This window comes from Streptomyces sp. NPDC031064, from assembly GCF_055570965.1.
The window spans coordinates 1-21,060 of record NZ_JBVIGF010000012.1 but is presented as its reverse complement, the minus strand read 5'-3'; the positions used below and the strand labels follow the sequence as shown (position 1 = coordinate 21,060).

The window sequence follows — 21,060 nt, the reverse complement described above, 5'->3', positions numbered from 1 at the left end:
TCTCCTCCTCACGGATGAGAGGGACACCAAGACCTGATGGCCCGTCAGTATTGCTTGTTCATGACCTCGCGACTACGTTCCGCGACACCGTAACCCGCCGAGAAGGGGTGGTCGCATGGCCGAGGTCAGCGCGGAGGCACGCATCGAGGCACCGGCCGGAAAGGTCTGGGCGCAGTTGACGGACTTCACGTCGTACGGCCGATGGAACGCCACCCACACCAGCTTCCCCGGCGGCGGCCCGGAACCCCTTGCGGTGGGCACGGCGTACCAGGAGAACATGAAGCTCATGGGGTTCCCGGCCGAGGTCACCTGGACCGTGGACGAGCTGACCCCCGAGCGGCTGCTGGCCACCCGGGGGAAGGGCCCGATGGGCGTGACGCTCGGCATGCGCTACACGCTCACGCCGGACGGGGGCGCCACGACCGTCCGCGTCGACGGCGAGTTCACCGGCGCGGCCGTGTCCCTGATGGCGGGCAAGCTCAGGGACTCGGCGACCATCGCGCTCGACGAGTCGCTGCGCAGACTGGCCGGCCTGGTGACGTGACGCCACCGGACCGCCCAGGTCCCGTATCTCAGCCCTGGCCGACGCGGTCGCGGCCCTCGTCGACGCGGTCCTCGTCGGCTCAGCCGTGGTCGACTCAGCGCGCGTCGACTCAACCCCGGCCGACACGATGCGCGTCGACTCAGTGCTCGTCGGCGAGGATCAGATAGAGCTTCTTGCGGGCGTCGTTGATGACGGCCAGCGCCTTCTGCCGCTGGTCGGCGTCCCCGGTCTTCCACACCTGCCCAAAGGCCTCCAGCAGTCCGAAACCGGCCTGCCGGATCTCGTTCATGGCCTCCCAGTCGACCCCGCGCCCCGCCTCTTCCCACGGGGCGTCCGGTCCCGCGTCGGCCTCGGCGCGTCCGGCGTCGGTGAGCGTGAAGAGCTTCTTGCCGCCCTCGCTCCTGCTGGCGATCAGACCCTCGTCCTCCAGCAACTGGAGGGTCGGGTAGACCGAGCCGGGGCTGGGCCGCCAGGCACCGCCACTGCGCTCGGCGATCTCCTGGATCATCTCGTAGCCGTGCATCGGCCGGTCCTTCAGCAGCGCGAGGATCGAGGCGCGCACGTCACCGCGCCGCGCCCGCCCCCGGCCGCCTCCGCGTCCACGCCCACCGCCGAAGGGCCCTCCCCCGAACGGCCCACCACCGAACGGTCCGCCGCCGAATCCCGGCCCGAACGGGCCGAAGGCGCCTCGCCGCCCCTCGAAGTCCCCCTGTCGCTCGCCGCCCCAGCCGCGATGGCCGGGTCCGCAGTTCCCATGCGCACGCATCCCGCACGCTCCTTCCATCGTTGATCGGTCGCGATGCTTCAACGATATATCGGAACCGCTCGTTGAGCAATCGTCCGATCCGAGCCCAGGCCAGAGGCACCGAATTGGCCTTGGCCCGGGGCGTGACGCCGCGCCTACGGTCGGTGCCATGCGGATTCGAATCGTCGACGCCTTCACCGACCGCCCCTTCTCCGGCAACCCGGCGGGGGTCCTGCTCCTGGACGCCTTCCCGGACGACCACTGGCTCCAGAAGGTCGCCGCGGAGGTCAACCTCTCCGAGACGGCCTTCGCCCACCCGTTGCCGCCGGGCGGCGAGGCCGACTGGGCGCTGCGCTGGCTCACGCCGGTCGCCGAGGTCGACATGTGCGGCCACGCCACCCTCGCCACCGCGCACGTCCTGCACACCACGGGCCGCGCGGCCGGCACGGTCCGCTTCGCCGCGCGGTGCGGCATCCTGTCGGCCAGCGCTGCCGAGGACGGCTCCATCACGCTGGACTTCCCGACCTCCTCACTGGCACCCGTCCCGGTGCCGGACGGGCTCGCGAAGGCGCTCGGCGCAGACGTCGTCTCCGTGCACGACACCGCCGCGCACATCGGTGACCTGCTGGTCGAGCTGGCGGACGAGCAGGCCGTGCGGTCCCTCGCGCCGGACTTCGCGGCCCTGGCGACGATGTCGGACCGGGGCGTCATCACCACCGCCGCCGCCGGAGAGCCCGGGCGCGGGTACGACTTCGTCTCCCGCTGCTTCTTCCCCGCCCTCGGTATCGACGAGGACCCCGTGACCGGCAGCGCGCACACCGCCCTGGCACCGTTCTGGTCGGCCCGCCTCGGCCGCGACGAGCTGACCGGTCTGCAAGGCGGTGCCCGCACCGGCCTGGTGCGTACCGCCCTGCGCGGCGAGCGGACGCTGCTGACCGGTCACGCGGTGACGGTCATCGAGGGCGACCTGCTGGCGTGACGCCGGCAGGCACGACGAAGGGGCGTACGGAACCCTCCGTACGCCCCTTCACACGGACTCCACCACCCCCGACTCCGGCCCGACTCCACCCCCGACTCCGGCCCGACTCCGCCTCAGCTCCGCCCCGACCGCCTCACGGCGTGGGCAGCCACCCCACCCGGCCCGCGAGCAGCGCGTACCCGACGAACGCGACGATGTCGAGCAGCGCGTGCGCCACGACCAGCGGCCCCACCCGCCCCCACCGCCGGTAGAGCAGGACGAACACCACGCCCATCACCATGTTGCCGATGAACCCGCCGATGCCCTGGTACAGGTGGTACGAACCGCGCAGCACCGAGCTGGTCGCCAGCGCCGCCATCGGGCTCCAGCCCAACTGGTCCAGCCTGCGCAGCAGATAGCCGACGACGATGACCTCCTCCACCACGGAGTTCTGCACCGCCGACAGGATCAGCACCGGGTACTTCCACCACACCTCGGGCAACGCCTCGGGCACCACCGTCAGGTTGGCCCCCACGGCCCGCGCCACGAGGTAGAAGGCGAGGCCCGCGCTGCCGATACCGGCCGCGACCAGCGCCCCGCGCCCCAGGTCCGGCCAGGGCCGGCGGCGGTCGAAGCCGATCGCCCGCAGCCCCGCGCCCTCCCGGATCAGCAGGTGCGCCACCAGTGCGACGGGCACCAGCGCGGTCGCGATCCCGAACAGTTGCCAGGCCAGGTCGAGCCATGGCCGCCCCGGCGCGTACGAGCCGTTGAGCGTCGCCGCCTGCTCCTTCAGCCCGCCCGGCTTGGTCAGCGAGCCCACGAAGCTGATCAGCGCGGAGACGCCGCTCGCGCCCAGGGACAGCGCCAGGACGAGCAGCGTCTCGGACCGCAAGGTCCTGCGCCCAACGCCCTCCGCGGGAAGAGTTCCAGCCACGTACGCGCACACCTGCCTCGGTTCGACCGCCCTGGGACGTCACAGCTTGCCCGACGATCGCACCAGGAACCCAGCCGGGGCGGCACACCGGCCGCCCGGGCATCACCCCCGCCGCTGTTCCGACGGCCGCCCCGGGAAGCCGACCGGCCAGGTGTGCACCGGCTGCCCCTGACGCATCAGCCGGCAGTACTGGCGGGTGGTGGCGGCCAGCGCCGCCTCGCGTCCCAGTCCCGCCTCCAGTGCCCGGTGGAACGTTTCCACCTGCCACGACGCGCCGTTCACCCGGCGCCTGCACCGCTCCTCGATGATCCCCAGGTACCGCTCGCGGTCTGTGCGCTCCACGCCCCACGCGTCCAGGCCCGCCGCGGCGAGCGGCAGCAGCTCGTCCCGTACCAGCTTCACCGCCGGCACGGTGGTGACCCCGCCGCTCCGCCCGGGCCGCGGCCAGCGCAGCTCGGCGTCGATGCCGTAGCGGCAGGCGGCGTCGAAGTTCGCGGCGGCGTCCTCGAACGGCAGCCGGCGCCACACGGGCCGGGCCTCCTCGGCGAGCGCGCGCACCAGGCCGTAGTAGAAGGCGGCGTTGGCGAGCACGTCGTCGACGGTCGGCCCGGCCGGCAGCACCCGGTTCTCCACCCGCAAGTGGGGCACACCGTCCACGACGCCGTACACCGGCCGGTTCCAGCGGTAGATCGTGCCGTTGTGCAGGACGAGTTCCTGGAGGGACGGCACGCCGCCCTCGTCGAGGACCCGCAGCGGGTCCTGCTCGTCGCAGATGGGCAGCAGGGCGGGGAAGTAGCGGACGTTCTCCTCGAAGAGCTCGTACGCCGAGGAGACCCACCGCTCCCCGAACCAGGTGCGCGGCCGCACGCCCTGCGCCTGGAGCTCGGGCGGGCGGGTGTCCGTGGCCTGGGTGAACAGCGGCGGGCGGGACTCGCGCCACAGCTCGCGACCGAAGAGGAAGGGGGCGTTGGCGCCCACCGCGATCTGTACGGCGGCGATGGCCTGGGCGGCGTTCCACACGTCCGCGAAGCGCTCGGGCGTCACCTGGAGGTGCAGTTGTACGGAGGTGCAGGCCGCCTCGGGCGCGATGGAGCTCGCGGTGCAGTCGAGCCGCTCGACGCCGTCGATGTCGAGGGTGAACTCCTCGCCCCGGGCCGCGACGATCTGGTCGTTGAGCAGCATGTACCGGTCGACGTCCGAGAGGTTCCCGGACACCAGATCGTCCTGGGAGAGGGTCGGAAGAATTCCGATCATCACAATGCCGGCGTCGACCTCCTGGGCCTTGCGGTGCGCGTACGCCAGCCCGGTGCGCAACTCCTCGGCGAGCTGGTCGAAGACGCGCCCGCCGAGCCGGTGCGGGGCAATGTTCACTTCGAGGTTGAACATTCCGAGTTCCGTCTGGAAATCCCGGCTTGCGATGCGCTCCAGCACCTCGGCATTCATCATCCGCGGCATGCCGTCCGCACCCGCGAGATTCAGCTCGATCTCCAGCCCCACGAGATTGCGTGGCCGGTCGAACCTCTTGTCGGCAAGGAGTCGCTCCAGTCCTGTCAGGCACTGCTGAAGTTTCCTGCGGTACCTCTGCCGATCGGACAGGTCGAAGCCGCCTGCCGCGATCTTCTCCCCCATCGAAGCGTCCCTCCTCGAGTGGGTGGCGCGCGGCATCGTCGCTCGCGTCACGGACGATAATGCCCAGTCGGGCTGATCTGTAACTCCCCCATGGACAGTGCTTGGACGGTAGGCTGGATACGTTGTTTGCGCGGCACATTCCGCAGGCATGGGACACCGGGCAGTTACCGGGTGCCAGTGCCCGACACGACCGAACGGCAGGGGCGGCGTGGGCCGGTCGAAACAGCGGCGGCATTCGGCCTACCGCACGCCGGACAACACCGCAGGCAGCGGCCTCGCGTGCGCGGGAAATCCACAGAAACTCCGCAAACCAAAGACCTGATTCGGCCTTGCCGGTAATATCGCCGACGGCTAGCGGAAACATTACGTGAACACGTGTCGTATAAACTCCGCGAACGAGGCAGAGAGTCGCGCCCGGCCACGGCCCAGCGGCCCCCTCCGGCCCCCTCTGACCCCGAAGCTGACACTGTCGTCCGCACCTTCCCTCGCATCACCCTGTCTCTTGACTGAGAGGCGACCCACCATGCCGCTCCACGTCTCCCCCGCCCCCGCGCCTGCCTTGCGCAGTGTCCTCGCGGCGCTCGGTTCCCCCGCCGTCCGCGAGGCACACACGCCCGCTCTCCGGTCCGTCCAGGGACCGCTGAGCCCCGAAGTCCCGCTCCCCGTCCACGTGCTGGACGTCCGCGATCACGTCGTTCCGCCCGCCGGTGCACCGCGTACCCGACTGGCCGGCTGGCGGTTCCTGATCCGCGGCGGCGACCGCCCGGTCGCCGCCGCGGACACCATCCTCACCCCGGACGGCTGGGCGTTCTCGCACTTCTTCGAGGGCCCCTATCTGGCCTCGACGGAGCGCGCGCTGCGGCAGGCCGACGCCATGGCCACCCGCCACCAGCCGCGTCTGCTGTCCGTACCCGATCTGTACATGCTGACGCTGTGGCTGCACGGGGACACCGAGGCCGACCCGGCGACCGGCGCCCCGGCCCCCACGGACCTGCTGATCCCGCTGGCCCCCGCGCCGCCGGGAATCGCCTCGCACCTGCCGTACCGGGTCGCCGATCTGTTGCCTGTGCTGACGCTGCGACTGGTGCCGCCACCGTTGCTGGAGTCAACGGCCTGATGACTCCCCCGGTCCGATCGGACTAGCCCGGTGCGGCCACCACGAACCACCCGAAGGGACAGTGCGGTTGAGCTGAACCATCCGCGCGGGTGACACGTCATTAAGCAGTAGGAAGCGCTGCCGCGAAATCCCTGCGGATTGACGCCCGTGGGGCAACACTGGGAACGGACCGACCGACAAACGGGGGGCGGCCATGAACACCGCATCGAGCCGCAGGACACACACCACACCGCAGCGAAAGAACCGACCCATGTGCCAGCACCAGCCAGCCTGTCCGACCGCCGACTCCGCCGACAGGGAGGCGGCCCGCCTGGTGGCTCACCACCCGGAACAGGGCTGGAGCCTGCTGTGCAACGGCGTCCTGCTCTTCGAGGACACCGGTGAGCTGCTGCCGGACGGCCAGATCATCGCGCCGCACCGGCCGCTGAGCGCCTCGAAGGTCGTGACGGCCGCCTGAGGCACGGCACACAACCGCACGACGAAGGGCCGGTACGGAGATCACCTCCGTACCGGCCCTTCGTCATGACCGTCAGTGGTCGTACTCAGTGGCCGTACTCAGTTGTCGTACTCGGTTGTGGTACTCAGTTGTCGTACTCGTCCAGCGGCGGGCAGGAGCAGACCAGGTTCCGGTCGCCGAACGCGCCGTCGATGCGGCGAACCGGCGGCCAGTACTTGTCCGCGGCCGAGACGCCGGCCGGGAAGACCGCCTCCTCACGGCTGTACGCGTGCGTCCACTCGCCGCCCAGCGCGGCCGCCGTGTGCGGGGCGTTGCACAGCGGGTTGTCGTCGGAGGGCCACTCGCCCGACGCGACCTTCTCGATCTCGGCGCGGATCGCGATCATCGTGTCGCAGAAGCGGTCGAGTTCGGTCAGGTCCTCGCTCTCGGTCGGCTCGATCATCAGCGTGCCGGCCACCGGGAAGGACATGGTCGGGGCGTGGAAGCCGTAGTCGATCAGCCGCTTGGCGATGTCGTCGACGCTGACGCCGGTCGCCTTGGAGATCGGGCGCAGGTCCACGATGCACTCGTGGGCGACGAGCCCGGCCGGGCCGGTGTACAGCACCGGGTAGTGCGGCTCCAGGCGCTTGGCGATGTAGTTGGCCGCGAGGACGGCGACCTGCGTGGCGCGCTTGAGGCCCTCGCCGCCCATGAGGCGGACGTACGCCCAGGAGATCGGCAGGATGCCGGCCGAACCCCACGGCGCGGCCGAGATCGGGCCGACGCCCGTGTCGGGGCCGGCGCTCGGCTGGAGCGGGTGGTTGGGCAGGTACGGGGCGAGGTGCGCCCGGACACCGACCGGGCCGACGCCGGGGCCGCCGCCGCCGTGCGGGATGCAGAAGGTCTTGTGCAGGTTCAGGTGCGAGACGTCACCGCCGAACTCGCCCGGCTTCGCCAGGCCCACCAGCGCGTTGAGGTTGGCGCCGTCCACGTACACCTGGCCGCCCGCCTCGTGCACCTGGGCGCAGATGTCGGCGACGTGCTCCTCGAACACGCCGTGCGTGGACGGGTAGGTGATCATCAGCACGGACAGCTCGTCGCGGTACTGCTCGATCTTGGCGCGCAGGTCCTCGACGTCGATCTCGCCGTCGTCGGCGGTCTTGACGACCACGACCTTCATCCCGGCCATCACGGCGCTGGCGGCGTTGGTGCCGTGCGCGGACGACGGGATCAGGCAGACCGTGCGCTGCGTGTCACCGTTGGCGCGGTGGTACGCGCGCACCGCGAGCAGACCGGCCAGCTCGCCCTGCGAACCGGCGTTGGGCTGGATGGACACCTTGTCGTAGCCGGTGACCTCGGCGAGGCGCTCCTCCAGCTCACGGATCAGGGTGAGGTAGCCCTGCGCCTGGTCGACCGGCGCGAAGGGGTGGATCTGCCCGAACTCGGGCCAGGTCACCGGCTCCATCTCGGTCGTCGCGTTCAGCTTCATGGTGCAGGAGCCGAGCGGGATCATGCCCCGGTCCAGCGCGTAGTCGCGGTCGGCGAGCTTGCGCAGGTAGCGCAGCATCGACGTCTCGGAGCGGTGCGCGTGGAAGACGGGGTGGGTGAGGTAGGCGTCGGAGCGCAGCATCGCCTCGGGCAGGACGTCGGCGGTGGCGGCGTCCAGCTCCTCGATGTCGCCGCGCACGCCGAAGGCGTCCCACACGGCGACGATCTGGGCGCGGCCGGTCGTCTCGTCGCAGGCGGCCGAGACGTGGTCGGCGTCGACGAGGCGGAGGTTGACGCCGTTCTCGCGGGCGGCGGCGACGGCCTCGGCGGCCTTGCCGGGCACCCGGACGGTCACGGTGTCGAAGAACGTGCCGTGGACGACGTCGACGCCGCCGGCGCGCAGGCCCTCGGCGAGGACGACCGCGTACCGGTGGACGCGCTGGGCGATCTGCTTGAGCCCCTCGGGGCCGTGGTAGACGGCGTACATGCCGGCCATGACGGCGAGCAGCACCTGCGCGGTGCAGATGTTGCTGGTGGCCTTCTCGCGGCGGATGTGCTGCTCGCGGGTCTGGAGGGCGAGCCGGTACGCCTTGTTGCCGTCGGCGTCGACGGAGACGCCGACGAGCCGGCCCGGCAGGGAGCGGGCGAACTTGTCGCGCACGGCCATGTAGCCGGCGTGCGGGCCGCCGAAGCCCATGGGCACACCGAAGCGCTGGGTCGTGCCGACCGCGATGTCGGCGCCCAGCTCGCCGGGCGAGGTCAGCAGGGTCAGCGCCAGCAGGTCGGCGGCGACGGTGACGATCGCGCCGAGCTCGTGGGCCTGGTCGATGACCGGCTTGATGTCCCGTACGGCACCCGAGGCACCGGGGTACTGGAGCAGCACGCCGAACACGCCGCGCTCGGCGACCTCGGCCGGGATGCCGCCGCTCAGGTCGGCGACGACGACCTCTACACCGGTCGGCTCGGCGCGGGTCTCGATGACGGCGATGGTCTGCGGCAGGGCGTCGGCGTCGACCAGGAAGACGCCGCCCTTGACCTTGCCGACGCGGCGGGCCAGCGACATGGCCTCGGCGGCGGCGGTGCCCTCGTCGAGCAGCGAGGCGCCGGAGGTGGGCAGGCCGGTCAGGTCGGCGACCATGGTCTGGAAGTTGAGCAGCGCCTCCAGGCGGCCCTGCGAGATCTCCGGCTGGTACGGCGTGTACGCGGTGTACCAGGCGGGGTTCTCCATGACGTTCCGCAGGATGACCGGCGGCGTGAACGTGCCGTAGTAGCCGAGGCCGATCATCGGGGCGAGCACCTGGTTGCGCTCGGCGAGCGAGCGCAGCTCGGCCAGGACCTCGGCCTCGGTGCGGGCGTCGGGCAGCCCGAGAGCCTCGGCGCTCTTGATCACATCCGGCACCGCGGCAGCCGTGAGCTCGTCGAGCGAACCGTAGCCGACCTGCGCGAGCATCTTGGCGCGGGCCTCGTCGTCGGGCCCGATGTGCCGCTGCTCGAACGGGGTTCCCTGTTCGAGTACGGAGAGCGGAATGCGGTTGGCGGTCATTGCGGAGGCCTCCTGGTCGATACGACCTGCGAGGGGCACCACGGCGCGGGTGCCCGGACGGCCTCCCCCTCTGTCATCTCAACCTGAGAGCTTCACCGGACCTCCCCGGGTCGGGGCGGACCGGCTTTCACCGTCGGTGAGAGCGGATGCCGTCGAACGCCCGCCCTGCTTTCCAGAGTGACCTCGTCCGTGCGGTACCGGGTGCCTGAGAGATTCCGGGGAGGATTTGCTCCTTCGGCGCCTCCGAAAGGTTTCTCCGGAGGACTCTCCCGCACGGGGTCAGCGGCCGTCTGCCAGCCTACCAGCGCGGTCCCCGCCCGATCCCTCGAGTGGCCGACGTCACCGATGTGCACTTTCGTAGTGTTTACAGAGCGGTTGCGACCAGTTGGAGGGACCGTGCAGACCGATATCGATCCGCGCAGCCTGATCGGCCGCAAGGCCTTCGACCGCAACGGCCACAAGATCGGCACCATCGACGAGGTGTACCTGGACGACGCGACGGGCGTTCCCGAGTGGGCCGCCGTCCGCACGGGCCTGTTCAGCCGCGACGCCTTCGTACCCCTGGAGCCGAGCGACCTCGCGGACGACGGCCTGCACATCCCGTACGACCGCGCCCTGATCAAGGACGCCCCCGACTTCGGCGTCGGCCGCCACCTCTCACCCGAGCAGGAGCTCCAGCTCTACCACCACTACGGTCTCGCGCTCCCGCCACCTCCCTCCGCTGAGTCCCCCGACCGCGACTTCGGCAAGGTCGCCGGCCAGGACGACTGACCCGGTACGAGCGGCAACGGCTCCGACGGCTCCAGGTCGGGGTCGTCCGCCCAGAACGTCCGCACCCGCCCCGGCGCCGACCCGGGCACCTCGAACCGCACGGTCACCCTCCCCACCCCACTGCCCTGCACCCACCCGGCCCCATACGCGGCGTGCCGCACGTCCTCCCCCGCCAACCACCGCCGCCCTTCACCCCCACCCCCAGGCCCCCCTGCCGAACCCGCACCCCCAGCCGTGCCACCACCACGTGCGCCCGGACCAGCCACTGGGCCACCGCCCGGGACGCCCGCGCCAGACGCCGGTCCACCACCGTCCGCTGGGCCACCGCCCGGGACGCCCACGCCAGACGCCGGTCCACCACCGCCCGGGATGCCCGCGCCACCGGCAGGGCCACCACCGTCGGCCAGGTCGGCACCCCCAGGTACGCCCCCACCACCGGCTGGGCCGACACGCCCGGCCAGGCCACCGCCACCGCGTGCGCCCGCGACGGGTACGCCGCCGCCCCTGGCTACCCCCGCACCATCCGCCACCCCCGCACCGGCGTCTCCGCCAGCGCCACCACGGACGCCACCGCCGCCGAGGGCGCCCACCCCAGAGGCGGGGCCCGCACCACCGGCGGGGCCACCACCGCCCGGGGCACCCGTACCACCCACTGAATCACCGCCACGCAAAACGCCCGCACCGCCCATCGAGCCACCGCCCCCGACGGCTCCCGCCACCTCAGGCCCGGCCGTCCCGGCCGCGTCCCGCACAGGGGCATGGGTGCCCGGCCCCGCCGCGGGTTCGCCTGCGCCGACCACGTACCCCTGCCCGGAGCCGGGAGCCGGGCCGGCCGACGTACCGTCCACGCCCGCCACCCCCTCCGCGGCGGCCTGGGCGAACAGGTCTTCCTGGGTGTAGTCCGCGAGCCCCGAGACGCCCACGCCGAGGAGCCGCACCCCGCCCGTGGTGTCCACGCCTTCCAGCAGCCGCGCCGCGGCCTCCCGCACCACCACGGGATCGTCCGTAGGGCCACGCAGCGTCTCGGACCTGGTCAGCGTCGAGAAGTCGTACCGCCGTACCTTCAGGACCACCGTCCGCCCCGACCGCCCCGCACCCCGCAGCCGCTGCACGCACCGCTCGGCCAGCCGCTCCACCTCCATCCGCACCCGCACCCGGTCGTGCAGGTCCACGTCGAAGGTGTCCTCCACCGACACCGACTTGGCGTCGCGCTCCGCCACCACGGGCCGGTCGTCGTACCCCATGGCCATCCGGTACAGCGACTCCCCGTGCGCCTTCCCCAGCAGCCGTACGAGCTCGTCCTCGCCCGCGGCCGCCAGGTCCGCCACCGTGGTCATCCCGGCCCGCCGCAGGTGCTCCCCGGTCGCCGGCCCCACCCCCGGCAGGATCCGCACCGACTTCGGACCCAGCAGCTCCCGCTCCGTACCGGGCTCGATCAGCACCAGCCCGTCGGGCTTGGCCTCCTCCGAGGCGATCTTCGCGAGCATCTTGGAGCCGGCCAGACCCACCGACCCAGTCAGCCCCGTGACCGCGTGGATGTCCCTGCGCAGCCGCTCCCCGGCCGCCCGCGCGGTGGCCGCGTCATGCGCCGCGTCCCCAGCCTCCAGGTCCACGAAGGCCTCGTCCAGGCTCAGTGGCTCGACGAGGGGCGACAGCCCGCGCAGCAGCTCCATGACCTGCTCACTGACCGCGCGGTACAACGAGAACCGCGGCACCAGATACGCGGCGTTCGGCGCCAGCCGCCGCGCCTGCGCCATCGGCATCGCCGAATGCACCCCGAACCGCCTCGCCTCGTACGACGCCGTGGCGACCACCCCACGCGGCCCCAGCCCCCCGACGACCACCGGCTTTCCGCGCAGACTCGGCTTCGCCGCCTGCTCGGCGGCGGCGAAGAAGGCATCCATGTCCAGATGCAGGATCGTCGGCGCGGCTCTCACACCAACGATGCTGCCCTACGCCACTGACAATCGCCCGCACACACGTACGGAACGCGGCTCAGACGGCCCTGTCCCGCCGCCGCCGCGCCAGCTCGTCCGACGGGTTGTGCCCGACCAGCGTCTCGCCGGTGTCGATGCGCTCGCCGTGCAGTTGCGACAACGCCGCCTCGACGTCCCGCCACACCACGCCCACGGCGATCCCGAAGACCCCCTGGCCGCCCTGGAGCAGATCGACGACCTCGTCCGGCGACGAGCACTCGTAGACCGTCGCACCGTCGCTCATGAGCGTCATGCGCTCCAGGTCCCGAAAGCCCCGCGCACGCAGGTGCTGGACGGCCGTGCGGATGTTCTGGAGGGCGACGCCCGTGTCCAGGAAGCGCTTGACGATCTTGAGGACGACCACGTCGCGAAAGCTGTAGAGCCGCTGCGTTCCCGACCCGTACGCCGGCCGCACACTCGGCTCGACCAGCCCGGTACGGGCCCAGTAGTCGAGCTGCCGGTACGTGATCCCGGCGGCCGCGCACGCCGTCGGCCCGCGATAGCCGATCGTTTCGGCGACCGGGTCGGCCGGATCGACCGGCTGCCCCTGCCCCGCGCCGACACCCGCGCCGGTCACACCCGCGTGAGCCGGGTCGGCCGCACTGCCGTGAAGCGGATACGGCCCGCTCTTCCCCAGACTTCGTCCGGGGAGGCCCCCAGTCGCACCGTCGCCGCTGCTCATCACGCCGACCCTCCGTCCTTGACCTGCCATCTCGACGGTAGGCAGTCACCCGGGGTGCGTCAACGATCGCCACACTCGGCACGCCGAGTGATAATCACCCTGAGAGTGGTTTCCCGTATCCAGAAACCGGGAAAGGCTACTCGAATGGGCCCAAAGCCCTCAGCCGCGCCTCTGAACAACGCCCCTCGCCGCCGCCCCGGCGGCCGGCCCCGGCGGCCCGAAGCCCGGCGGCCCGCCGGCGGGCGTCAGCGAACGGCCGACGGGCATCACCAGCCGGCTCACACCGAGCCGGCTGCGATGTCCCACCGGCCTCACTGGCTGCTGGTGCCGAAGTCCTCGGGAGAGATCTGGTCGAGGAACTCGCGGAACTTCTCCACCTCGTCCTCCTGCTCGTCGGGGATGGCGATTCCCGCGTCATCGAGCACGCCGTCACTCCCGTAGATCGGGGTCCCGGTGCGCAAGGCCAGCGCTATGGCGTCGGAGGGCCTGGCGCTCACCTCGACTCCGCTGGCGAAGACCAGCTCCGCGTAGAAGACCCCTTCCCGCAGGTCCGTGATGCGGACCTCGGTCAGCTCCTGGCCCACGGCCTCGAGCACATCCTTGAAAAGGTCATGAGTGAGCGGCCGGGCGGGAGCCATGCCCTGCTGCGCGAAGGCGATCGCCGTCGCCTCCCCCGGACCGATCCAGATCGGGAGGTACCGGTCGCCTCCCACTTCACGCAGGAGCACGATCGGCTGGTTGGACGGCATTTCCACCCGGACACCGACAACATCGAGCTCGTTCACATTGCAACCCTAGGACGTGCCGGACCGGTTTGGATAGTCGGGCCCGTGTCAAGATCAGTGCAAGCGGATGCCGAGGGCCGTCTGCACCAGCGCGGCATGCAGCCGTACGGACAGTGCCGCCAGCTCCTTCGCGGTCGCCTCGGCATGCGCCCTGGTCTGCGGATTACGGTGCCTGCGCAGCGGCGCGACGACCTGCTCGACCAGTCCCGCCTCCCGCTCGGCGGCGGCTTTCACCGCCCGCAGATGTCGCGGCTCCAGACCGAATCTCCCCAGATCCGCGACAAGTTTCGCGACCGTCACCGCCTCGGCGTCGTACCCGCCGTCCACGCGCTGCACGACCAGCCCGTACGACTCCCACTCGGCGAGCTCCTCCTCGCCGGCCCCCGCGGCCGCGAGCAGCTCCGCCCTGCCGACCCGGGCGGCCGTCGGACGGTCCTGCCCGGCCGGCTCCCACGGCTCGCCGTCCAGGGGGTCGCGCTGCGGCCCCGGGGCGGGCGGCAGCTCCACCTGCTCGCCCCGCTCGACCGCGTCCAGGTGCTCGCGGATCACCTTCAGCGGCAGATAGTGATCCCGCTGCATCCGCAGGATGCGCGCCAGCCGCTCCACGTCCCCGGGGCTGAACTTCCGGTATCCGGAAGCCGTCCGCTGCGGCTCGACGAGCCCCTCCGCCTCCAGGAACCTGATCTTGGAGATCGTGACCTCGGGAAACTCTTCGCGCAGTTGGTTGAGCACCGTCCCGATGCTCACCAGCCGACCGCCCGCGCCGGCGGTGCCGTCGCCGGCACCGCCCGTCGTGGTTCGCAGCATGGGCCTCCCCTGCCGGGTCACACGCCCCGCTGGCTCGCGTAGAAGACCAGCCGGTACTTGCCGATCTGCACCTCGTCGCCGTTCGCCAGCGGAACCGAGTCGATCCGCTCACGGTTGACGTAGGTGCCGTTCAGGCTGCCGACGTCCGAGACGGTGAACGTCCCGTCGGGCGACCTGCGGAACTCCACGTGACGGCGCGACACGGTCACATCGTCGAGGAAGATGTCGCTCTGCGGGTGCCGACCCGCCGTGGTCAGGTCACTGTCCAGCAGGAAACGGCTGCCCGAGTTCGGACCGCGCCGCACCACCAGGAGCGCCGAACCGAGCGGCAGCGCCTCGACGGCCGCCTGTGCCTCGGGAGACAGCGACGGCAACTGCGTCTGGCCGGTGACCTCGGAGTCGTACGCCTCCAGGCCGGAGATGGAGATCGTCGACGTCGTCTCGGACGCGCGCTCGGCGGGGACGCCCGCCCGCAGCGGCGCACCGCAGTTGGAGCAGAACCGGCTCGCCTCGGCGTTGCGGTGCCCGCACCTCGTACACACCGGCATGGACGAATCCTCCTGCCGCGGCTGGCCCGCGTGGGCGCTCGTCGCGTACGGGTCGGGCGTAAACCCTCCACCCGTACTCGAGGTTGATGGTTCCCCGAAACCTATGCGGCCGGGACCGGCAGGGTCAACAGACGCGCCCTGGCCCCCCGGAATGTCACCGCCCGGACCCGCGACCTCATCACGGAAGAGCGGGCGCTCGCCGCCCTGCTCCTCACTCTCGCCATGGCGCGGCGCGCGGTGCCTGGCGGCGTTGCCGCCGTCCTCGCGTGCGCTCTTGCCGAACAACTTCGCAAACAACTTCACGGGCGATTCCCCTTGAACGAAACAGACCCGCCCGTGGGGCAGGACGAACCCTGAATGACCACACCTGCCGACCCGGACATCATCACAACGTCCGTATCCTCCGGACAGTTTCCATCACGCACCACCTGTCTGATGCGTCGACCCCCCGCAACCCCCATGTACCCCCGCCTCACTGCGATGACGACCGAGCGTAGTCAGGCCGCTCCGCCGGTCGCAAGGCGTCCACGACGATCTTCTGCGACCGGGTCACCGTGGCGGTGGCCTGCTCCTTCTCCAGCGTCTGTACGACGCCTCCCGGGATGTTCAGCGCCGGTTCGAGGTCCTGGGGCTTGCCGATGACCTTGAAGCGGTACGGGGCCTTGATCTTCCGCCCGTCCACCTCTATGTCACCGGCGTCACCGGAGAAGTAAGAGTCGGCGACGACCCGGACGCCATTGACCTGGATCGCCTCGGCGCCGGCCGCCCGCAGCTCCTGGATCGCGTCGAGCAGCATGTCGGACTCGACCGCGCCGGCGCCGTCGTCGATGGTCAGCGTGATGCCGGGCCCCTGCGCCGCCACCGTACCGGCCAGGATGCCGAGCTGCCGCTCCTTTTCCAGCGTCTGCTTGCGCGCCTCTTCCGCCTGGTCGGAGCTGTTCTCCAGCTCCGTGCGCTGGTCCTCCAGGCGCGCCTTCTCGTCCTCCAGGCGCTGCGTACGGTCGTCCAGCTCGTCGAGGATGCGCACCAGGTCCTCCTGACGCGCACCGCGCAGGGCGCCGGTGTCGCTGGTCGAACGGACCTGGATCGCGAGGCCCAGGCCCAGCCCGAACAGCAGCACGGCCACGATGAGTTGCGCCCGTGTGACGCGCGGCGGCCACAGGCCGGCCATCAACCGCTGCCGCCCGGTCTGCTGCTCGGGCCCGTGCCGTTCCGGCTCAGGCCGCTGCTCGGGCTCTCGCCCCTGCTCCGGCTCGGGGGCCGGGTTCGGTGTCTCTTCGTTGCTCATCGGCCTCACGCCCGGAACACATGCCGCCGGATCGCGGCGGCGTTGGAGAAGATCCGGATGCCGAGCACGACCACCACACCCGTGGAGAGCTGCGCGCCGACGCCCAGCTTGTCGCCGAGGAACACGATCAACGCGGCCACGACGACGTTCGACAGGAAGGAGACGACGAAGACCTTGTCCACGAAGATCCCGTCGAGCATCGCCCGCAACCCGCCGAAGACCGCGTCCAGGGCCGCCACGACGGCGATGGGCAGATACGGCTCGACCACCGCCGGCACCTCGGGCCGGATGAACAGTCCGACCACGACTCCCACGACGAGGCCCAGTACGGCGATCAAGATGTGCCCTTCCCTGTGTCGGCCCCGCCCTGCCCGTCACCCGTTCCGGTTCCGGTGCCGGCGTTGCTCGGCTGTGCTGTACGTACGATCAGGCTCGGCGCGGCCGGCAGGCGCACCTCGGCCTGATCCGAAATGCTGGTGCGGATACCGAAGTTCTCCTGCAACACGTGCAGGTACTGCCCGTCGGCGCTGTCCTGGAACGTCGTGCTCAGCTTCTTTCCGTCCCCCACCGCCAGCACCGTGTACGGCGGCACCAGCGGCTTGTTGTCGACCAGTATGGCGTCGCCCGCCGCACGGATCGCCGACAGGGCGGTCAGACGCTGTCCATTGATGGCGATGGCTTCCGCACCGGACTGCCACAGCCCGTTCACCACCCGCTGCATGTCACGGTCCCGGACCCGCCCCGTATCGGCGAACCCGCTGCTCTCCCGTGGCCCGCCGCCGCCCTCGTCGGTGTCCTTGGCGTCATCGACGACGAGCTTGACGCCCGGCCCCCGCACCGGCGTCGCCCCCGACAGCAGCGCCACGAGCTGCCCCTGGTCCCCGCCGTGCTGCTCCAGCGCCTTGCGCTGCCGCTCCCCCACCTCGGTACGCAGCACCTCGATCTGCTTCTCCAGCGCGTCCGCCGCCGAGGTCTCCGACTCGATGCGGTCAATGAGCTCCTCGCGCTCCTTCGCCACCACCGGTGCCGATATCTGCGCCTGCGCGGCACCGAGCGTGACCACCAGGGCGGCCAGCACCAGTCCGGCCGCCAGCCCGAGCTTGGCGCGCAGTGTGCGGGGCAGGCCGCCGCCCTCGGCGGCGCGGCGGGCGGACGCCTCCGCGTACCCGTCGTCGAGCGCGTGGTCCATCACATTGGTCAGCAGCGACATGGACGCATCGGGACGCGGAGGCGGGGAGCCGGTGCTCCGAACGGGGGGCTGCTGCGACATGCCGCACATCGTCGCACGTCGGAGCGGCTACCGCCGAATGGCCCCACCGGTGTTGCCGGAAGGCGCCCGACGACGCCTCCCGGCACACCGTTCCACGGCCGCCGTGCTGAGCGGCTCAGCGGCTCAGCGGCCCGCGCTGTCCACCACGGCGGCCCACTCGTCCAGCAGTGCCTGCGCGGACGCGTCGTCCGGGCCCTCCGCCCACAGGTGGGTGACGGCCTCGGCGGGGTCGGGCAGCACCATCACCCACCGGCCGTCGGCCTCGACGACGCGCACGCCGTCGGTGGTGTCCACGTGCCGGTCCCCGGCCGCCTCCACGACCCGGCGCATCACCAGGCCCTTGACCGCCCACGGCGTCGCCAGGTCCCGCTTCAGCACATGCGCCCGCGGAATGCGCGCGTCGATCTGGCTGAGCGTGAGCTGGGTACGCGCCACGAGCCCGATCAACCGCACGAACGCCGCCGTACCGTCGAAGACGCTGCTGAACTCGGGAACGATGAAACCACCGCGGCCGTCCCCGCCGAAGATCGTCGACTCCTCACGCCCGACCCGGGTCAGGTCGTCGGGAGACGTCGTCGTCCAGTCCACCTGCGTGCCGTGGTACGCCGCGACCTGCTCGGCGATCCTCGTGGTCGTCACCGGCAACGCCACGCGCCCGCTGCGCCGCTCAGCGGCCACCAGATCCAGCATCACCAGCAGCGCCCGGTCGTCCTCGATGATCCGGCCCCGCTCGTCGACGAGCGACAGCCGCTCACCGACCGTGTCGAACCGCACCCCGAACGCCGCGCGCGCCGACGCCACTATCTCGCCGAGCCGCACCAGCCCGGCCCGCCGCGACTCGGCGGACTCGGTGGGCCGCGACTCGTCCAGACCGGGGTTGATCGTCAGCGAGTCCACCCCGAGCCGCCCCAAGAGGCTGGGCAGAACGAGCCCGGCGCTTCCGTTGGACGCGTCCACGACGACCTTCAGCCCGGCTTCCGAGATGCCGGTCGTGTCGACGTTCCGCAGCAGGGACCCGGTGTACGAGTCGAAGACGCTGGACGGGAAGCTCAGGTCGCCGATCTCGCCCGGGAACGCACGACGGTACTCCTGGCGCGCGTACACCCGGTCCAGCTTCCGCTGCCCCGCCTGCGACAGGTCGGCGCCCCGCTCGTCGAAGAACATGATGTCCACCGAGTCGGGCACGCCGGGCGTCGTCCGGATCATGATGCCGCCGGCGCTTCCCCGAGCCGTCTGCTGGCGCGCGACGGGCAGGGGCACGTTCTCCAGGTCGCGTACGTCGATGGCGCTGGCCTGGAGCGCGGAGATCACCGCCCGCTTGAGCGCCCGCGCGCCCCGGGAGTGGTCACGGGCAGTGGTGACCGTCGCCCCCTTCTTGAGCGTCGTCGCGTACGCACCTGCCAGCCGTACCGCCAGCTCCGGCGTGATCTCGACGTTCAGGATCCCGGAGACACCGCGCGCCCCGAAGAGGTGCGCCTGCCCACGGGACTCCCAGATCACCGACGTGTTGACGAAGGCACCGGCCTCGATGGTCTTGAAGGGATAGACCCGGACGTTGCCCTGGACGATCGATTCTTCACCGACGAGGCACTCGTCGCCGATGACGGCCCCGTCCTCGATCCGCGCCGCCCGCATGATGTCGGTGTTCTTGCCGATCACGCAGCCGCGAAGGTTGCTGTGCTGCCCGATGTAGACGTTGTCGTGAACAACCGCCTTGTGCAGGAAAGCGCCGCTCTTCACGACCACGTTCGAGCCGACGACCGTGTGCTCGCGGATCTCCACGCCCGCCTCGACCTTGGCGTAGTCCCCGATGTAGAGGGGGCCACGCAGCACCGCGTCCGGATGCACCTCGGCACCCTCCGCGACCCACACACCCGGCGAGATCTCGAACCCGTCGAGTTCGACATCGACCTTCCCCTCGAGCACGTCGGCCTGCGCCTTTACGTAGCTCTCGTGGGTGCCGACGTCCTCCCAGTAGCCCTCGGCGACATAGCCGTAGATCGGCTTGCCTTCCTTCATGAGCTGCGGAAAAACGTCCCCGGACCAGTCCACCGGAACATCCGCCTCGACGTAGTCGAAGACCTCGGGCTCCATCACGTAGATGCCGGTGTTCACCGTGTCGGAGAAGACCTGCCCCCAGGTGGGCTTCTCCAGGAAGCGCTCGACCTTCCCTTCCTCGTCCACGATGGTGATGCCGAATTCCAGCGGATTCGGCACCCTGGTCAGACACACCGTGACCATCGCGCCCTTTTCCTTGTGGAACGCGATGAGGTCGGTCAGATCAAAATCCGTGAGCGCATCACCGGAGATGACGAGGAAGGCGTCGTCCTTCAGTGCCTCCTCGGCATTCTTGACACTTCCCGCAGTACCGAGGGGCTTCTCCTCGTTGGCATAGGTCAGTTCCATGCCGAGTTCTTCGCCGTCACCAAAGTAGTTCTTAACGAGTGAGGCGAGGAACTGCACGGTCACGACGGTCTCATTGAGCCCGTGCCGCTTGAGCAGCCGCAGCACATGCTCCATGATCGGCCGGTTGGCCACCGGCAGGAGCGGCTTGGGCATGCTCGAGGTCATGGGGCGAAGTCGAGTTCCTTCGCCACCGGCCATAACGACGGCCTTCATGTCGGAAGCGTCCTCCTTGCAGAGACGACGGTCAAGCCGACTTCACCCGTCCGGGACAGCGTCCCTCTTTGGACAAACAGGCGCAGGCGCCGGCAATCACTGCACGGCACCGGACAGACGGGCTCAATCGGCCGCGGTATCCGCCTTGACAAGTCGGCGGACCTGGACCACATAGAGGATCCCTGCCCACCAATACAGAGTTGTACCCCATCCGGCGAAGGCCCACCCGAAAACTTCAGCGAGTGACGAAAGCCAACCGCGGCCGTCACTGAGCAGCAGGAGCGGGAAGGCGTACATCAAGTTGAACGTCGCCGCCTTGCCCAGGAAGTTCACCTGCGGAGGCGGATACCCGTGCCGGCGGAGGATTCCCACCATCACCAGCAGCATCAGCTCGCGAGCCAATAGGGCCACGGTCAGCCAGAGCGGCAGGATCTCACGCCATGTCAGACCGACAAGGGTGGAAAGGATGTACAGGCGGTCGGCGGCCGGGTCCAGGAGGCGCCCCAAGCTGCTGATCTGGTTCCAGCGCCGGGCCAGCTTGCCGTCGAGGTAGTCGCTGACACCACTGAGCATGAGTACGAGCAACGCCCAGCCGTCACTGTTCGGCCCGCCGAACTCGGGGCGAAGGATCAGCCACAGGAACAGCGGCACGCCTGCGAGGCGGGCCATGCTGAGGATGTTGGGGATGGTGAGGACCCGGTCCGTCTGAACGCGAGTCTCCTGAACCTCCACCCGGGGGCCTCCTGTGGAAACGTGCCAACGATGCCCCCTGACTTTACCGTCAGCCGACTCGGGCCGGCGCACAGGGGGTGACCACCGTCCTTGGAACGCAAAAAAGCCTCAGGCCCCGGACACGAAGTCCAGGGCCTGAGGCCAATAATTGTTCGGCGGCGTCCTACTCTCCCACAGGGTCCCCCCTG

At 70.7% G+C, this 21,060-nt stretch carries 19 protein-coding genes and 1 riboswitch; of the genes, 5 read left to right on the top strand and 14 right to left on the bottom strand.

Annotated elements, in window-relative coordinates; genetic code table 11:
* The first annotated feature begins 115 nt into the window (after positions 1 to 115).
* Positions 116 to 544, top strand: a complete 429-nt coding sequence (locus ACZ46W_RS33040; protein ID WP_468345643.1) for a type II toxin-antitoxin system Rv0910 family toxin — start codon at positions 116 to 118, stop codon at positions 542 to 544.
* 139 nt (positions 545 to 683) lie between these two features.
* Here the strand turns inward: ACZ46W_RS33040 and ACZ46W_RS33035 are convergent, their stop codons facing one another.
* A complete protein-coding gene (locus tag ACZ46W_RS33035) occupies positions 684 to 1,310 on the bottom strand; it encodes a PadR family transcriptional regulator (protein ID WP_468345641.1) in 627 nt (208 codons plus the stop codon).
* Positions 1,311 to 1,458: 148 nt separating this feature from the next.
* Here ACZ46W_RS33035 and ACZ46W_RS33030 point away from each other — a divergent pair, with 148 nt between their 5' ends.
* The gene (locus ACZ46W_RS33030; RefSeq protein WP_468345639.1) at positions 1,459 to 2,268 is read left to right on the top strand and encodes a PhzF family phenazine biosynthesis protein; all 810 of its coding nucleotides are present in this window, start codon (positions 1,459 to 1,461) and stop codon (positions 2,266 to 2,268) included.
* Between the two features lie 133 nt (positions 2,269 to 2,401).
* Here ACZ46W_RS33030 and ACZ46W_RS33025 read toward each other — a convergent pair whose 3' ends face one another.
* Positions 2,402 to 3,181 carry a CPBP family intramembrane glutamic endopeptidase gene (locus ACZ46W_RS33025; RefSeq protein WP_468345637.1) on the bottom strand — a complete coding sequence of 260 codons (780 nt, stop codon included), beginning with the start codon at positions 3,179 to 3,181 and terminating at the stop codon, positions 2,402 to 2,404.
* Between the two features lie 102 nt (positions 3,182 to 3,283).
* The gene (locus tag ACZ46W_RS33020) at positions 3,284 to 4,810 is read right to left on the bottom strand and encodes a glutamate-cysteine ligase family protein (protein ID WP_468345635.1); all 1,527 of its coding nucleotides are present in this window, start codon (positions 4,808 to 4,810) and stop codon (positions 3,284 to 3,286) included.
* Positions 4,811 to 5,333: 523 nt separating this feature from the next.
* Here ACZ46W_RS33020 and ACZ46W_RS33015 point away from each other — a divergent pair.
* Positions 5,334 to 5,927, top strand: coding sequence for a hypothetical protein (locus ACZ46W_RS33015; protein WP_468345633.1), 594 nt, complete (start codon positions 5,334 to 5,336; stop codon positions 5,925 to 5,927).
* Between the two features lie 250 nt (positions 5,928 to 6,177).
* A complete protein-coding gene (locus ACZ46W_RS33010) occupies positions 6,178 to 6,384 on the top strand; it encodes a DUF5999 family protein (protein WP_189551922.1) in 207 nt (68 codons plus the stop codon).
* Between the two features lie 124 nt (positions 6,385 to 6,508).
* On the opposite strand, the gene gcvP is transcribed toward ACZ46W_RS33010, so the two are convergent.
* Complete coding sequence (gene gcvP, locus ACZ46W_RS33005; RefSeq protein WP_468345631.1) at positions 6,509 to 9,394, bottom strand: aminomethyl-transferring glycine dehydrogenase; 2,886 nt, start codon at positions 9,392 to 9,394, stop codon at positions 6,509 to 6,511.
* 182 nt (positions 9,395 to 9,576) lie between these two features.
* Positions 9,577 to 9,676, bottom strand: a riboswitch (glycine riboswitch).
* A gap of 114 nt (positions 9,677 to 9,790) precedes the next feature.
* Between gcvP and ACZ46W_RS33000 the strand changes: the two genes are divergently transcribed.
* Positions 9,791 to 10,165, top strand: coding sequence for a PRC-barrel domain-containing protein (locus tag ACZ46W_RS33000; protein ID WP_468345629.1), 375 nt, complete (start codon positions 9,791 to 9,793; stop codon positions 10,163 to 10,165).
* Here the strand turns inward: ACZ46W_RS33000 and ACZ46W_RS32995 are convergent.
* From ACZ46W_RS32995 to ACZ46W_RS32950, 10 genes are all read right to left on the bottom strand, one after another.
* On the bottom strand, positions 10,084 to 12,102 hold the full coding sequence (locus tag ACZ46W_RS32995) for a DNA polymerase IV (RefSeq protein ID WP_468345627.1): 2,019 nt from the start codon (positions 12,100 to 12,102) through the stop codon (positions 10,084 to 10,086). The two genes, ACZ46W_RS33000 and ACZ46W_RS32995, sit on opposite strands and share 82 nt — an antisense overlap.
* A gap of 58 nt (positions 12,103 to 12,160) precedes the next feature.
* On the bottom strand, positions 12,161 to 12,823 hold the full coding sequence (locus ACZ46W_RS32990; RefSeq protein ID WP_468345625.1) for a MerR family transcriptional regulator: 663 nt from the start codon (positions 12,821 to 12,823) through the stop codon (positions 12,161 to 12,163).
* Between the two features lie 311 nt (positions 12,824 to 13,134).
* Positions 13,135 to 13,608, bottom strand: a complete 474-nt coding sequence (locus tag ACZ46W_RS32985; RefSeq protein ID WP_004002801.1) for a bifunctional nuclease family protein — start codon at positions 13,606 to 13,608, stop codon at positions 13,135 to 13,137.
* A 54-nt stretch (positions 13,609 to 13,662) separates the two neighbouring features.
* Positions 13,663 to 14,415 carry a transcriptional regulator FtsR gene (gene ftsR / locus ACZ46W_RS32980; RefSeq protein WP_468345623.1) on the bottom strand — a complete coding sequence of 251 codons (753 nt, stop codon included), beginning with the start codon at positions 14,413 to 14,415 and terminating at the stop codon, positions 13,663 to 13,665.
* A gap of 17 nt (positions 14,416 to 14,432) precedes the next feature.
* Positions 14,433 to 15,374 (bottom strand): FHA domain-containing protein, encoded by a 942-nt coding sequence (locus ACZ46W_RS32975; RefSeq protein WP_468345998.1) that lies wholly within the window; start codon positions 15,372 to 15,374, stop codon positions 14,433 to 14,435.
* Positions 15,375 to 15,435: 61 nt separating this feature from the next.
* Positions 15,436 to 16,251: a DUF881 domain-containing protein gene (locus tag ACZ46W_RS32970; protein WP_468345621.1), complete on the bottom strand. Its 816-nt coding sequence runs from the start codon at positions 16,249 to 16,251 to the stop codon at positions 15,436 to 15,438.
* Positions 16,252 to 16,256: 5 nt separating this feature from the next.
* The gene (locus ACZ46W_RS32965) at positions 16,257 to 16,589 is read right to left on the bottom strand and encodes a small basic family protein (RefSeq protein WP_064068997.1); all 333 of its coding nucleotides are present in this window, start codon (positions 16,587 to 16,589) and stop codon (positions 16,257 to 16,259) included.
* On the bottom strand, positions 16,586 to 17,521 hold the full coding sequence (locus ACZ46W_RS32960; protein ID WP_468345620.1) for a DUF881 domain-containing protein: 936 nt from the start codon (positions 17,519 to 17,521) through the stop codon (positions 16,586 to 16,588). The genes ACZ46W_RS32965 and ACZ46W_RS32960 overlap by 4 nt, the downstream gene beginning before the upstream one ends.
* A 123-nt stretch (positions 17,522 to 17,644) precedes the next feature.
* Positions 17,645 to 20,140 (bottom strand): sugar phosphate nucleotidyltransferase, encoded by a 2,496-nt coding sequence (locus ACZ46W_RS32955; RefSeq protein ID WP_468345618.1) that lies wholly within the window; start codon positions 20,138 to 20,140, stop codon positions 17,645 to 17,647.
* 123 nt (positions 20,141 to 20,263) lie between these two features.
* A complete protein-coding gene (locus ACZ46W_RS32950; RefSeq protein ID WP_468345616.1) occupies positions 20,264 to 20,872 on the bottom strand; it encodes a CDP-alcohol phosphatidyltransferase family protein in 609 nt (202 codons plus the stop codon).
* Positions 20,873 to 21,060 lie beyond the last annotated feature (188 nt).

Excerpts from the sequence above, each read along its gene's own strand:
- ACZ46W_RS33040 (WP_468345643.1), top strand. The coding sequence starts at position 116 with ATGGCCGAGGTCAGCGCGGAGGCACGCATCGAGGCACCGGCCGGAAAG.
- ACZ46W_RS33035 (WP_468345641.1), bottom strand. The coding sequence starts at position 1,310 with ATGCGTGCGCATGGGAACTGCGGACCCGGCCATCGCGGCTGGGGCGGC.
- ACZ46W_RS33030 (WP_468345639.1), top strand. The coding sequence starts at position 1,459 with ATGCGGATTCGAATCGTCGACGCCTTCACCGACCGCCCCTTCTCCGGC.
- ACZ46W_RS33020 (WP_468345635.1), bottom strand. The coding sequence starts at position 4,810 with ATGGGGGAGAAGATCGCGGCAGGCGGCTTCGACCTGTCCGATCGGCAG.
- ACZ46W_RS33015 (WP_468345633.1), top strand. The coding sequence starts at position 5,334 with ATGCCGCTCCACGTCTCCCCCGCCCCCGCGCCTGCCTTGCGCAGTGTC.
- ACZ46W_RS33010 (WP_189551922.1), top strand. The coding sequence starts at position 6,178 with ATGTGCCAGCACCAGCCAGCCTGTCCGACCGCCGACTCCGCCGACAGG.
- gcvP (WP_468345631.1), bottom strand. The coding sequence starts at position 9,394 with ATGACCGCCAACCGCATTCCGCTCTCCGTACTCGAACAGGGAACCCCG.
- ACZ46W_RS32990 (WP_468345625.1), bottom strand. The coding sequence starts at position 12,823 with ATGAGCAGCGGCGACGGTGCGACTGGGGGCCTCCCCGGACGAAGTCTG.
- ftsR (WP_468345623.1), bottom strand. The coding sequence starts at position 14,415 with ATGCTGCGAACCACGACGGGCGGTGCCGGCGACGGCACCGCCGGCGCG.
- ACZ46W_RS32970 (WP_468345621.1), bottom strand. The coding sequence starts at position 16,251 with ATGAGCAACGAAGAGACACCGAACCCGGCCCCCGAGCCGGAGCAGGGG.
- ACZ46W_RS32960 (WP_468345620.1), bottom strand. The coding sequence starts at position 17,521 with ATGTCGCAGCAGCCCCCCGTTCGGAGCACCGGCTCCCCGCCTCCGCGT.
- ACZ46W_RS32955 (WP_468345618.1), bottom strand. The coding sequence starts at position 20,140 with ATGAAGGCCGTCGTTATGGCCGGTGGCGAAGGAACTCGACTTCGCCCC.